We start from the raw sequence: 14350 nt of genomic DNA on the forward strand, positions 1-14350 counted from the left end.
TTTATTTAGGACACATATGAACAGCAAATATGCTATTATCCTTATAAAATAATATCTTCATAATTAATTAACATTGAAATGAACTTATAATTAGTTTTAGAAATCCCCCTAATAAGAGCCTCCAGGCAGTTCCGCACCATAGGATTCGATATCGGGATTATACTGACCATTCACAGTACCACCTGTTACTAAGGCAGATCCAGCTGCGATACCTTCTTGTGTATTTACCAACTCCATTTCCAAAATGGGGGCGATATACTTTTCTCTTTTCATTTTTTTCATTTTATAAGTGGATTAGTGAGCACCAATACTTATTAATAACGTGTAATTACGGCTTGAATTTTAAATACTTATTTATAATATATTCTAATTAAACAACAATAAATGTATTATAAAAATAAATTTTAACAAAACAACATTACCACACCTTTAAAACATGTTGCCACATCAGTTGCAAAAACAAATAACTAATAAGATAATAACACAAAAAAAACAACATAATAACTAACAATACAGCTTTTCACAAAGACAATACACAAAAAATAAGAAATTCCAAAATAAAATCGTCCAAACGAATAATATCACAAAAAAAAATAAAAAAAAATATTTAAACTATTAAAACATTTTAAAACCAAAAAAATAACCGTAAAAAATAAATTTCATATGCAACTACCTAAAAGTATAAATCATAAAAAAAAGTTACATTTTTTATTTAAAAAATATTTAATACAGTATAAGACACAGTTTTTACTCAACAATTCCTTATATTCGTCTATAACAAATGCGGTTACCGGTAGTAACATATTAGTAATACAGATATAGAAATGACTTCTTTCAAGAAATACAGTACTATAATAACACAGCTCCTTTTATTGCTTACATTAGCTGGATGCCACCGAAAAGGTGCCAAGCAAAGGGAACATGTTAAACCAAGGGATTCAGTAGAATTTCAGACAAACAACATTACTATCAAGTCATACTGGAATGACTATCCTTTCACAGACACCATCGCCATTAAAAACCCTAATATTGCTGAACAACGATTTGTAAATTTTCTTGCCCAGCTCCCCAAGCACCCCCTAAACGAAGTAAACGAAGGCATTGAATCGATGCTAAAGCAAGCCGAGCAGAATCAAAAAGTATTCGAGTTCTTCAAAGGTCAATATGAACATTACTTGGCAGACCCCAATTCCCCCGTACGCAACGACCAATACTACGAGTACGTCCTTGCCTATTTATCTCAGTCCAAAGCAAATTCCGATACGGATCGTATACGCTATAAGTTACAATTGGAAATGATCAAGAAAAACCAGGTCGGCATGCAAATAACAGATTTTAGCTACCTTACTTCTCAGGGCCAAATCGAGCGGTTATCAGACAAAGAAGGCAACGTAAACATGCTGCTTTTTTATGATCCGACATGCCCCCACTGTAAAGAAATTCTTAATCAGCTTAAATCATCGAGTCTCCTCAACAAGCTAATTTCTTCCAAGCATTTAAATGTTATCGCAATTGACCCCCTAGGAGATAAAAAACTGTGGCGGGAATATCAACGCTTTATCCCCTCTAACTGGACCAATGGTTTTGATCATGAGGATATATTGATCAAAAAACAATACTATAGCCTGCACGCGTACCCCACCATCTATTTACTGGACAAAGCGGGCAAAATCTTATTAAAAGATCCCGACTATCAGCTTGTTTTACAAATTTTAGAAAAAATGTAGCTTTAACACTACAAAAATATTTTTATATCTTTACTCAAACGATTGCATACATTATATTTGCATATCAATATGAGATTTAATAAATACTAGCCATATTTCATTAGAACTAAAAACAAATCAACTGGCCTATTGTGAAAATAGGACGATGAAAAGTCAACTTACAAACTCAAATTAAATGGAATTCGATTATTTTATCAAGCTATTTATTGTATTTGTTCCGTCCTTTTTTGCCATGCTATTTAGCAATTTTGTAATTCCCTTTATCATATTTATCACCTATAAAAAGAAATTATTCGACCCTATTGATTCCCGCAAATTACACCAGCGCAGTATCCCCAGGCTTGGAGGCGTGGCCTTCGCCCCTATACAGGTGTTTACGCTAGCTTTGACACTTGTAATCGTATACAAATTGCGTCTTGTCGATTTTCAGATCAAAAGCTGGGAGCTTTTTCCCATGTTTTATGTACTGTTATGTGGGCTGTTAATGCTTTTTATTGTGGGTATCGCAGACGATCTTGTAGGCGTATTGGCCCGTTGGAAGCTGGTCGTACAAATTTTCGTAGGCTCCTTATTCCCACTATCTGGTCTTTGGATCAACGATTTGTACGGTGTCTTTTTTATTCAGGGGCCTTTACCCATGTGGATTGGCGCACCGCTGACCATTTTTGCCGTTGTCTTGGTTATTAATGCGATTAATCTGATTGATGGCATCGACGGATTATGTTCGGGACTTGTCATGGTTTGCTGCATTGTACTGGGTACCTTATTTATTTACTACGGCGCTTGGCTACATGCACTATTTGCATCGATCTCCGTAGGTGTACTTGTACCATTTTTCTATTACAATGTATTTGGAACATATAAACGCAAGCGACGTATATTTATGGGCGACACAGGCAGCCTCACACTCGGTTTTACCGTTGCCTTTTTGGCGATCAGTTTTGCGATGAATAATTCAGCTATTAAGCCTTTTTCAGAAGGGGCCATTGTTGTCGCATTTTCAATACTTATCGTCCCTATTTTAGATGTTGCACGCGTCATGGCTATTCGTATCTATTCAAAAAAGCCACTATTCAGACCCGACCGCAACCATTTGCATCATAAATTTTTACGAACAGGGTTATCCCATCGTGCTACGCTGCTTTCTATTTTAGCACTAGCGCTGTTTTTCTGTTTTTTTAATATCATTGGTGTACAATATATCAGTAACAATGTCATTATTTTCTTTGACGTACTTTTATGGATCGCGTTCCACTATATTTTTAATCAGATAGAACGAAAAAAATTAAATAAAAGCACTAATTTAGTTACCGATTAACACCACACCATATTATAATGAAAATAGCAGTAATAGGTGGTTCTGGTTTTGTAGGTACAAAACTTATTCGTTTGTTACAACGATCCCCAGAACTGAACCTGATCAACATAGACAAAAACCCCAGCGCCGATCATCCAACCATCAGTGTCATTGCCGACGTCATGAACGTTTCAGCATTGAAACAACATTTGGAAGGGGTAGATTTAGTCGTTCTTTTGGCTGCGGAGCATCGTGACGATGTGTCGCCAGTATCGCTCTATTACGATGTCAATGTACAAGGTATGCGTAATACGTTGGAAGCGATGGAGTCAAATGCAGTTAAACGACTTATTTTCACCAGCTCAGTAGCCGTATATGGTTTAGACAAAAACAACCCCGACGAGACCTTCCCTGCAGATCCATTCAACCACTATGGTAAGAGTAAATGGGAGGCCGAACAGGTACTCCAGCTATGGCATCAAAAACACGCTGATTGGAATATTAATATTGTACGTCCCACAGTGATTTTTGGAGAAGGCAATCGTGGTAATGTTTTCAATCTGCTCAATCAGATTGCCAATGGTAAATTTATGATGATCGGAGGTGGCGACAATCAAAAATCCATGAGCTATATTGGCAACATTATCGCCTTTATACACTATCTGATTTTGCATCAGCCTTCAGGCTATCAGGTTTTTAATTATGTAGACAAGCCCGATTTCACGACCAATGATCTCGTTTATCATACGGGAAATATTCTTGGTAAATCCATCCCCACCACCAGGATCCCCTATTGGCTGGGCATGATGGGCGGTTATTGCTTTGATGTATTAGCGTTTATAACACGCAAAAAATTAAACATTAGTTCAGTTCGTGTCAAAAAGTTTTGTGCAGTGACAAAGTATGATTCAACAAAAGCTATGAGCACAGGCTTTGTCCCCCCTTTTACTTTAGAGGAGGGTTTGGGTATCATGTTAAAAGAAGAATTTAAGAAGTAGCGTATCCTTTTTCCGATGGAAGATATAAAACAAGAAGATCAAAAGATAGAACGCGGTTATTGGACCGAAATTATCGAACCGCAGAGTAGTTTGTTGAGTTTAAACCTACGTGAAGTATGGCGTTACCGTGATTTATTATTATTATTGGTAAAGCGCGACTTTGTGACCTATTTCAAGCAAACTGTACTAGGTCCGATTTGGTTTTTTGTTAATCCAATCTTTACCACACTCATGTACACGTTAGTGTTTGGTAATATCGCAGGGCTCTCTACAGACGGATCACCACAGATTGCATTTTATCTATCCGGTGTCGTGCTATGGAATTACTTTTCCACTAGCCTCAATCAGACAGCGACCGTATTTACCGTCAATGCCACCATTTTCGGAAAAGTTTACTTTCCACGGTTGGTAATGCCTTTGGCCATTGTGACCTCAAACTTAATGCAATTTGGCGTACAATTCTCGTTATTTATCGCTATCGTGATCTATTATAGTTTTCTAGGTCAGTTGCATCCCAATATATGGATCCTATTTACCCCAATATTAATCGTACTGATGGCATCCTTTGCCCTTGGTGTGGGTATGATTTTCTCCAGTATGACAACGAAATATAAGGATATGACCATGCTGTTAACCTTTGGCGTACAACTATTTATGTATGCAACACCAATCATTTACCCCGTTTCCAGCATATCCGCACAATACCGTACCTATATCGAGTTAAATCCACTTACCGCTATTGTCGAATGCTTTCGATATGCCTATCTAGGCGTAGGCGATTTCAACGGCTATATGATGCTTTATTCCGCTGTGGTTATCGCTATATTATTAGCCATTGGAACACTGGTATTCAACCGGGTACAAAAAGGATTTATGGACACCATTTAAAGAAGCTTGCTCAAAATAGAATGAAGAATATAGCACTTGAAGTAGACAATTTATCGAAACAATACCGATTGGGACAAGTGGGTACAGGTACTATCAGTCACGATCTCAATCGTTGGTGGCATAAAGTCCGCGGCAAAGAGGATCCCTATTTAAAAATTGGCGAGTCCAATGACCGGACAAAATCGGGCGATTCCGATTACGTTTGGGCATTACGGGATATTAATTTTCAAATTGAGCAGGGAGATGCCGTAGGTATTATTGGCCGCAACGGTGCTGGCAAATCGACCTTATTGAAACTGCTATCTAAAGTCACAAAGCCCACACTTGGCGAAATTAAGGTAAAAGGTCGTATTGCTTCTCTATTGGAAGTGGGCACAGGTTTTCATCCCGAGATGACAGGTCGTGAAAACATCTATCTTAATGGTGCTATTTTAGGGATGACCAGACGGGAGATTAAGCGCAAGTTTGACGAAATTGTTGATTTTGCTGGAGTAGAGCGCTATATCGATACCCCTGTGAAGCGTTACTCGTCGGGCATGTATGTGAGGCTTGCTTTTGCAGTTGCTGCACATTTGGAGTCTGAGATTTTAATTGTGGATGAAGTACTTGCCGTTGGCGATGCCGAATTTCAGAAAAAATGCCTCGGAAAAATGGGCGATGTCTCTAAGGGTGAAGGAAGGACGGTCTTGTTTGTTAGTCATAATATGACAGCTGTGAAAAGTCTCTGCAAAACAGGTATTTTCATGGAAAATGGAACGCTTAACATGCAGGGAGATATTACCAAGGTAATCGAGCGTTACAATATCTCCAATTTATCAAATCAATCAGAAATATTCGTTTACAAACAAGACAATATAAATGGTGTCATTTTGAGAAGCATCACTTTTAACGGCTCCATTAAATCCCAGCTCGAAATTAAAGCTGGTGATTTTTTAGAAATTAAAATTGAGTTTGAAAATTTCGTTGAAAGACCTGTAGCACTCGAATTAAACCTCTTGGATCTCAACGAGAACCCTTTGGCATTTTATAGTCCTGCTCATTTAAAAGGAGAATTAAACACCTTTACTACGGGAATACAAGCGATTACGCACAACATCAAAATACCAGACAATCTCACCTCTGGACTGTTTTTAGTTGAAATAGCACTAACGCATCCAAATGTTGAATACATTTATAAGTTTAGCTCAAAATTAGAATTAAATATTGCAGGCATAAACACCATAAATGGAAATCCATTAAATTACAAGGAAAGAGGATTGATTATCTTGGAATAACAACTCGAAGTTTAGAAAATTCACATATTTAACTGAAATATACTAAAAAACTTATACAAAACTAATTTAGAAAATATTATATAGTAATATACGGAGCGTGCGATAAAGTAACCTTTTAAATTTTAAATTCATTATTTGGTTGAAAGAATGAGAAATTTATTACTATTTAAAGATTCTAAAATTATTAAAATGCTTGTTATAGTAGCATCAAATCAACATAAGACTTAGGCAAGTTAATATTTCATTATGGAACCCAAGATTTCAATAATAACAATAAATTACAATAACAAAATAGGTTTGTTGGACACCATAAAGAGTGTTATTGTACAATCTTACGACAATTATGAGTTCATTATTATCGATGGTAATTCAAATGATGGGAGCAAAGATGTCATCTATGAACATAAAACTTATCTTACATATTCCGTAAGCGAGGCGGACAATGGCATTTACCATGCGATGAATAAGGGGACACGTAAAGCAAAGGGTGAATATCTTTTATATCTAAATTCAGGAGATACCTTATATAATAAAAATGTTTTGAAAGACATTGTTCCCCATTTAACCTCGTCCGTGGATATATGCTATGCAAATATAAATTATGTTGGAAAAGATTATAGCTGGACAAAAGACTATAGCAAAGAAATCATTAATTTTGATTTCTTCGTGAAAGATACTCTACCACATCAAGCATCCTTTATTAAAAATTCAATGCTAAACAATCTGAGCTTCCCATACGACGAAACACTTAAAATATGTGCAGATTGGAAATTTTTTATTGACGCTATCATTAAAAATAATGCTTCCCTAAAACACGCTCCTGTTATCGTGTCAAACTATAATTTTGATGGCTTTAGCTCGCTTCCAGAAAATAAATCCATTATTATTCTAGAACGATTAAATGTCTTGATGAAAGATTATGCCGAGCTGTTCGCTTCAAGCTTTGATAATTTACTCAAAATTCAAGCTAAATATAATAATTTCTCACGCTCTAGACCTATCAAAGCCTACTTAAAATTGAGAAATAAATTTAGTTAAAACATGGAAGAACTAATCAGTGTTATTATTCCATTTTATAATGTAGAGAGGTATATAGCAGATACTTTAAACTCTCTGCTACAACAATCTATTGATAATTTTGAAATTATCTTGATAAATGACAACTCACTAGATAGATCAAATGAGTATGCTGAAAGTTTACTGTCTCATCAAAACAAGATAAACTTCAAGATAATTGACAATCCCATTAATATGGGTATTTCTTACAACAGAAATACTGGTATTAGTTATGCAAATGGTAAATACATAGTCTTCGTTGATGCTGATGATATCGTATCATCTAATTTTCTAGAAAAATTGCATGTACCATTTGTTGATGAATCGGTTGATATTTCTGTTTGCAAATACGACATTACCACACAAAGCCCATGCCTTAATACCGTAAATGAATACGCTAATAATAGTCTTCCTACAGGAAAAGTGACTTCTAAACAGGCTTTAGAAAACTTATTATTGGATAGAGAACGATCATTTCTCTGGAAATGCATGTTTAGAAAAGTATTGTTCAAAACGATAAATTTCCCTAAAGGTTGTAATTTTATGGAAGACACAGTGGTGCTTCCAATGGTATATGCTAAGGCTCAAAATATTTTTTATCTGGCAGATCAAACGAGTCTTTACCACTATCAAATTCGCCCTTCTTCTGCTACAACAGCTAAAGTTAATGTCAAAAATTTTGAAAATCTGTCTCTTGCTATCACACAATCCGTCAATTTTATCAAATTGAATCGACAGGATATTGGGAGTGAATATCTTACTAGATTTCAATTTATTTGCAGCTACAATATAATATCAAATATTTTAAATAGCAAGAATGTAACTTTTGAAGAAATTCAGCCTATTTATAAAATATTTCAACGGAATTTAATTCAGCATCAATTCAAGAATCTGCTGTTACAGAAAAAATTGCGCAGCATTATTTGGCTTCTAAGGCTCAAATTTTATCCAAAGTCAATATGGAAGAAAAACAAATAATAATATCGATTATAGTACCGGTCTACCGAGTACAATCTTATATTTCAAAATTCATCTCCTCGATAATTGACCAAAAAAACAAGCAGAATTTTGAAGTGATTCTTATTGACGATTGCGGTGGAGACAATTCAATTGAAATTGCACAAACTATATTGAAAGGCAGCAATATATCCTACAAAATAGTTTATCATGAAAAAAATAAAGGTCTTTCAGCAGCTCGTAACTCAGGAATAGAAAAAGCTTCCGGAGATTATTTATATTTTGCAGACAGCGATGATATAATTGAGAACAATACATTGCATAATTTCATGGAAATTATTCGCAATCATCCTGAACAAAAATTGTTTTTTTTCAACGCTTCATACACAAATATTGGGGAAGATAATTTGCAACAATGGAGAGGCCAGGGTGAACTGGATACCATAATTCACAATCAAGACTTTCTAAAATTACTATACAATGGTCAGATTGGGGCATATATATGGCAATTTTTATTTCATAGAGATTTATTCAATACACTGAACTTTAAAGAGGGTTCCGTGTGGGAAGATGCCATAATAATGCCGCAAATTTTAAATCAAATTTCATCTGTAGCAAGCTTCGATCACATCTTCATCTATAGATACATTTTGAGGGAAGGAAGCATAACCCAAACTATACATCCACAATTAATTAACGTTGTATCAGCATTGAATGAAGTTGAAGATAAACTGTATCCATTCAAAAATGAAAATTTATACCTCGATTTCGTAAATTTCAGAACAGTTTTGACAATGCGGCTTAGTCGAGAGTGCTTTGTGAGAACAAATAATTTTAAACAATTGATGCAAATCCATAAAACTTGGGGTAAAAGTATTCCAGAAACAAATTTGAACGCTCTAAAAATTTTACAAAAAAATAAAAGCGCAATCTTTCTGAAAATTTTAAAAAAATATCCCTCGGTTCTGTATTTTTTATATCGATTAAAACTCTTGAAATAATAAAGCCATCGTAAAATTATTTTTTAGCAAAAAAAGATGAAAATAAGTGTCACAATTTGTACATATAATGGAGAGAAATATCTTGAGAGTCAGTTAGAATCCATTGTCAATCAAAGCAGAAAGCCAGATCAAATCGTTATTAGTGATGATAACTCTAAGGATAGCACTTGGTCAATTATTATGCAATGGAAACAAAAATATCCACTACTAATAGAATGTTACAGGCAAGATAAAAACTTAGGTCTAAATAAGAATTTCGATTTTGTTCTATCTAAAGCTACAGGCGACTATATTGCAATCTCCGATCAAGACGACATCTGGTACGCAAATAAATTAGAAACTTTAGAGAAACAATCTAACCGCTATCCTGATGTCATGCTATTTCATCACAGCGAAGATACGCTCGGTCAAACAGAAACAAAAAATAGTTTACCATTTTGGAAACCTTATGAAGGAAAAGGTTTAGGAATTATATTCATTTTTAATCGCTTAACGGGACATGTTCTATTTTTCAAGAAAGATCTCCTTTCAAAAATTCTCCCAATACCAGATGATATCTATTACGACTGGTGGATCAATGCAAACGTCGCAGTAGCTGGAAAGACGAAATATGTCCAAGATAAATTGATGGCATATCGAAAACATGATGAAAGTGTATACTTTTCTGATGTAGAAAAACAATGGGAGAACGTAACACCAGGTGTACGAATTGCAATAAATAGATTTTTAAAAATTGATTACTTAAACGAAATAGATCAATTAATCGGAAATAAATTGAGTATATTATACCAAAAGCATAGTCCAAACAAATTTGATTGGAATCTTTTTTGCTTCCTTTATAAGAATAAAAAAGAGTTATTTAAAGACCTAGTAATACCAGGATCGGCTATTTATCGCCATACTTACATCATCAGAAAATGCCGGTTATTTGCAAAATGGTAATAAAAAACTTAGCTTTTAAAAATGGATATCGTTATTAAGTCATTTAACAGGGCATATTTACTAGACAGAGTGCTACATAGTATATATAACTATGTGGATATTAGTAAACACCGTATCATCATTCTAGATGATGGTACACCCAAGAAATATTTAGATAAATTACAAGAAAAATATCTAAATATTGATCTTATTTTTTCACCTTTTTATGACAAAAAGTCATCCGGAGAAAGAGAAAAAATGAATGCACCAACTCAATTCTGGAGATCTGAAATTAGTAAATTATCTGATTATTTCTTACTAATTGAAGATGATATATGGATGAATCAAGAAACTGACCTGCTATCCATAGAAAATATATGCAAAAAAAATGACATATCTTTTTTTAAACTGAGATGGTGGGCAAACGATAAAATGATAAGCGGCAAGTATACGGAAGTTGAGAAGAACTTAGGGCTTATGGATGTAAAATTGCCGCTCCGATATGAATTGTTAGTGAAAAACAAATATTTCTTGCATAGCATTTGTATTTTACTTAGAATAATGCCTCAAAATTATTTCGTTCCACTTTATTCCATATATGACGTCGGTGGACAAATATTTAGCAAAGAATTCTACTTAAACATCTGGCCCGAAAAGCAAGACCGTATCGAGGAAATGATCCAATTAGGGAATGCGGCTACTTGGTTCAGAAAAGATCGTAGTAAACAGATAGGTCGGTCGTTGCATGAAATGCTAAATACTACTTTTCGTTCATCTGCCACAGGTAACAAAGAGAAATTAGGTTTTAGTATGGACCAATGTAATACAATATGGAATAATGCCTGGCTAGAAGGAAAATTTGACCCGCTTAAAAATTTTCCTGAAGATTTTCCGATCGATTATTTATCCTCCTTTTTGACACCATATTTATCAAAAAATGAAATCGACTCGTGGATCACTTGGAGCAATAACTGGGAGAGCCATTTTAAAGAAATGGGAAGTAAAATAAATTTAACTTAAAACATGCCGGCAAAAATCTCTATCCTAATGCCCATTTATAATGGAGCTATATTTCTACAGGAAGCACTTGACAGTATTTGGCAACAAACCTTTCAAGATTTTGAACTAATTATTGTTGATGATGGTAGTACTGATGATACGGCTAAAATCATTTTTGAACAAAACGATCAAAGACTACGGTATTTCAAAAACGAAAAGAATCTTGGAATTATCGAAACCTTAAACCGAGGCTTGGAATATTGTCAGGGAAAATATATTGCACGTATGGATGCCGATGATATCGCATTCAATAACCGCTTGGAACTACAATATAACTACATGGAAAAAAATCCCGAAACAGTCTTATGTGGTAGTAGTATCATCAAATTCTCACAAACTTACAGTTTTAAAGATTTCAGAGGAGGAAACGATGATAAAATCAAAGCCAAATTAGTATTTGACACGGCTATTAATCATCCAAGTGCAATTTTCCGAAATGACATCATTAAAAAACATAATCTCCGTTATCAAAACGAATATCCACATGCAGAAGACTATTTCTTCTGGTATGAATTGAGTCAATATGGGAAAGTCGCAAATCTCGAAGAGATCCTACTGAAATATAGAATGCATGGAAACAACGTATCCATGAAATTCAATGTTCAACAATACAATACAATGAATCTTATCCGAAGCAAAATATTAGGTGACTTTTGGAATAATAATAGCCTTCAAAGTATCTATTGGATGAGAAGCTTCAATATGCTTTTGCAAAAAACTAATGTAACTATAGGAGATCTAAAAGAAATGGACCTGCTCCTAATGACTTTTGTAAATCAAAATAAAATAAATCAAAGATATCATCAACATTATCTAGAAAAAAGTGCTGCCTGGTATTGGTATGTTGTATATTTACACGAAAATTGCTACCAATATAGCTTAAATATGATAGTGAAATTTTTATTTAATAAAAGATCCATCGTAAAATTTTTAGACTGGAAATATAAAAGAAAATTTTTGGTAAAGGCACTCTTATGTTGGAAAAAGAAAGGTATCAACCATGGAGGATAAATCGATAGGTTTAACGATTGTAATGCCTGCCTTTAACGCAGCTAGATTTATTCATGAAACACTGCAAAGTATTTCGGAGCAACAGTTTAAAAACTGGAGACTAATCGTTATTGATGACGCGAGTACTGATAACACCTGGGAGATCATACAAGAGTGGTCCAATAAAGATGCTAGGATTCTTGGCATCCAGAACCCCAATAACATGAAAGTTGCCAAAACAATGAACTTTGGAATCTCTCTCGTTGATACACCATATTTCGCTAGGGTAGATTCCGACGACGTACTTTTGCCACATCACTTCCTACGACTAGTAGAGCATTTAGATAAAAATGAAAATATCGACATTTGTGGTACGCAAGTTATTACAATCAACAATAAAGGTGAATTTCAACGAAAATGGAATTATGAAACTGATCCTATTTGGATAAAGATCAGTTCTTTATTTGCTTGCCCTTTTCTTCAGTCTTCTGTGCTAATGCGGACAAAGGTCATCAATGCTTTAGGAGGATACCGAGAAGAAATGGAATTAATTGAAGATTATGAACTTTGGATACGAGCTTTACAAAAGTTTAATGCAGCCAATCTTCCTGAATACACGATAAAGTATCGAATTCATGAAGGTAATATGAGCGAAAATAATAAGACCAAAATGATGCAATTATTGCAACAAATGTATAAGCAAAACAGTCGCAACATTCCCATCGATGTAGATAATCTCGAATTACATGCAAAGATAGAGATTGGAGAATGGTCAAAAGTGAGTCATCATCTTTTTGAAAAAATAGAAGCTTGGAAAAATAAATTAATTGCACTAAATAGTAAGATTGAATATACTGAACAAAAAATCTATCGAAAGGTCATTAAAAAATACTTCGCTAATATTTATTTAAAAATAGCTACTCAGAATAGTGGTCTCACGAGAGGTAAAGCGCTGTTGTTTGCTTTCATTAAATATCCCAACTCAACTTTTACTATCATAAAGCGTAAAATCGAAAATAAAAGAAAGTCTAATGCTTCATAATATAATTTACCAAACAAGTGAAGGTTCTGAAACAGATTTTGAATTCGCTTTCAATGAAGATGTGATTTTTTCAAAACTAACTCATCAGAATTTTTTTGATAAAGGATGTTTGCAACTTGTGAAAGAAAACGCTATAGTTGTTTACTCCTCTAATTATTTAAGAATATCCCCTTCATTTGAAAAATACTTAAACAAATTAGATGAGTATGTTCTTCTTCATTGTTCTAACGAAAGTCTCAACCACTTAACAGGCTATTATAAAAAAGCCAAAGCGGTATTAAGGTCGGGAGGATGGAATCCCAACATCACTAGAAATAATGTCTTTAGTGTCCCTTTAGCATTTCAGTCTGAATTCCTTAATGTTTCAAAGAAACAAATCGATTTTCTCAACCAACGTTTTTATGTATGGTCATTTTTTGGAAGCTTAAAAGGTGATAGAACAATCATGTATGAACAATTAAAATCAGTTGGCCCATATTTTCACTTCCAATCGAAAGGCTGGATGGATCCTGATAATAAAACGCCCGAGGATGTAATATCGTATTATAAGAATTCAATCTTCGTTCCTAGCCCCGCCGGAAACATATATTTCGAATGTAATAGAACGATGGACGCCTTAGAGTGGGGATGTATTCCGGTGTCTATAAAATTCTTAGGAGAGGATTGCTATAAATACCTCTATGGAGATCATCCATTTATTGTTGGAGAAAATTGGGAAGATGTCGCTAGACAAATGAATGAACTGCTAAGTGATCCAATAAAGCTTAAAGAAAAACAAAGGACTGTAAACACCTGGTACACAAACTTTAAATCTCAATTAGCGGAAGATGTCGAAGCTATTGTAACTGGAAACTTCAATAAAATCTCAGGAAAACAATTCCTTTATCAAAGAAAATCCAAAAACAATTGGAAATTAAGATGGCGCTTTTTTAAATATTTCACATGTTCTGTGTACTGGAAAAGATTTACAAGCACTATTTTTAAGTAATCTTCCATAAAAAACAAAACCATCATGAAAAGAGCTATAGGAAAAGTACTATTTTGGATACCTTCAAGAATTTTCGGAAAAATACGTTATGAATTACGCAGAAACAATTTTTTGTTCCATTATTTTTACTTACTTTTTCAAATAGCTGATTT

14 protein-coding genes are annotated in these 14350 nt (G+C 34.2%); 13 read left to right on the plus strand and 1 reads right to left on the minus strand.

The genetic code is table 11. The features are described 5' to 3' along the window. Positions 1-108: 108 nt before the first annotated feature. Positions 109-273, minus strand: coding sequence for a hypothetical protein (locus B3H30_RS12205; protein ID WP_286834132.1), 165 nt, complete (start codon positions 271-273; stop codon positions 109-111). Between the two features lie 551 nt (positions 274-824). On the opposite strand from B3H30_RS12205, the gene B3H30_RS12210 reads away from it, so the two are divergent. From B3H30_RS12210 to B3H30_RS12270, 13 genes are all read left to right on the plus strand, one after another. Then, positions 825-1727, plus strand: coding sequence for a DUF5106 domain-containing protein (locus B3H30_RS12210; RefSeq protein WP_286834133.1), 903 nt, complete (start codon positions 825-827; stop codon positions 1725-1727). 175 nt (positions 1728-1902) lie between these two features. Beyond that, positions 1903-3045: an MraY family glycosyltransferase gene (locus tag B3H30_RS12215; RefSeq protein WP_286710495.1), complete on the plus strand. Its 1143-nt coding sequence runs from the start codon at positions 1903-1905 to the stop codon at positions 3043-3045. Positions 3046-3062: 17 nt separating this feature from the next. Next, positions 3063-4022, plus strand: a complete 960-nt coding sequence (locus tag B3H30_RS12220) for an NAD-dependent epimerase/dehydratase family protein (RefSeq protein WP_286834134.1) — start codon at positions 3063-3065, stop codon at positions 4020-4022. Between the two features lie 15 nt (positions 4023-4037). Next, complete coding sequence (locus B3H30_RS12225; RefSeq protein ID WP_286710493.1) at positions 4038-4910, plus strand: ABC transporter permease; 873 nt, start codon at positions 4038-4040, stop codon at positions 4908-4910. Between the two features lie 20 nt (positions 4911-4930). Further along, positions 4931-6184 carry an ABC transporter ATP-binding protein gene (locus B3H30_RS12230; RefSeq protein ID WP_286834135.1) on the plus strand — a complete coding sequence of 418 codons (1254 nt, stop codon included), beginning with the start codon at positions 4931-4933 and terminating at the stop codon, positions 6182-6184. A gap of 246 nt (positions 6185-6430) precedes the next feature. Then, a complete protein-coding gene (locus tag B3H30_RS12235; RefSeq protein ID WP_286834138.1) occupies positions 6431-7222 on the plus strand; it encodes a glycosyltransferase family 2 protein in 792 nt (263 codons plus the stop codon). A gap of 3 nt (positions 7223-7225) precedes the next feature. Beyond that, positions 7226-8218 carry a glycosyltransferase family 2 protein gene (locus B3H30_RS12240; protein ID WP_286834140.1) on the plus strand — a complete coding sequence of 331 codons (993 nt, stop codon included), beginning with the start codon at positions 7226-7228 and terminating at the stop codon, positions 8216-8218. After that, a complete protein-coding gene (locus B3H30_RS12245; protein WP_286834143.1) occupies positions 8200-9198 on the plus strand; it encodes a glycosyltransferase family 2 protein in 999 nt (332 codons plus the stop codon). The genes B3H30_RS12240 and B3H30_RS12245 overlap by 19 nt, the downstream gene beginning before the upstream one ends. Before the next feature lie 36 nt (positions 9199-9234). Then, the gene (locus B3H30_RS12250) at positions 9235-10140 is read left to right on the plus strand and encodes a glycosyltransferase (RefSeq protein ID WP_286834146.1); all 906 of its coding nucleotides are present in this window, start codon (positions 9235-9237) and stop codon (positions 10138-10140) included. 21 nt (positions 10141-10161) lie between these two features. Then, on the plus strand, positions 10162-11139 hold the full coding sequence (locus tag B3H30_RS12255; protein ID WP_286834148.1) for a glycosyltransferase family 2 protein: 978 nt from the start codon (positions 10162-10164) through the stop codon (positions 11137-11139). A 3-nt stretch (positions 11140-11142) separates the two neighbouring features. Then, positions 11143-12189, plus strand: coding sequence for a glycosyltransferase family 2 protein (locus B3H30_RS12260; protein ID WP_286834150.1), 1047 nt, complete (start codon positions 11143-11145; stop codon positions 12187-12189). Further along, positions 12179-13210 carry a glycosyltransferase family 2 protein gene (locus B3H30_RS12265; RefSeq protein WP_286834151.1) on the plus strand — a complete coding sequence of 344 codons (1032 nt, stop codon included), beginning with the start codon at positions 12179-12181 and terminating at the stop codon, positions 13208-13210. The genes B3H30_RS12260 and B3H30_RS12265 overlap by 11 nt, the downstream gene beginning before the upstream one ends. Next, positions 13200-14198, plus strand: a complete 999-nt coding sequence (locus B3H30_RS12270) for a hypothetical protein (protein ID WP_286834153.1) — start codon at positions 13200-13202, stop codon at positions 14196-14198. Before B3H30_RS12265 ends, B3H30_RS12270 begins: the two co-directional genes overlap by 11 nt. Positions 14199-14350 lie beyond the last annotated feature (152 nt).

This window comes from Sphingobacterium sp. UBA7038 (assembly GCF_002494055.1).
Classification (GTDB): domain Bacteria; phylum Bacteroidota; class Bacteroidia; order Sphingobacteriales; family Sphingobacteriaceae; genus Sphingobacterium; species Sphingobacterium multivorum.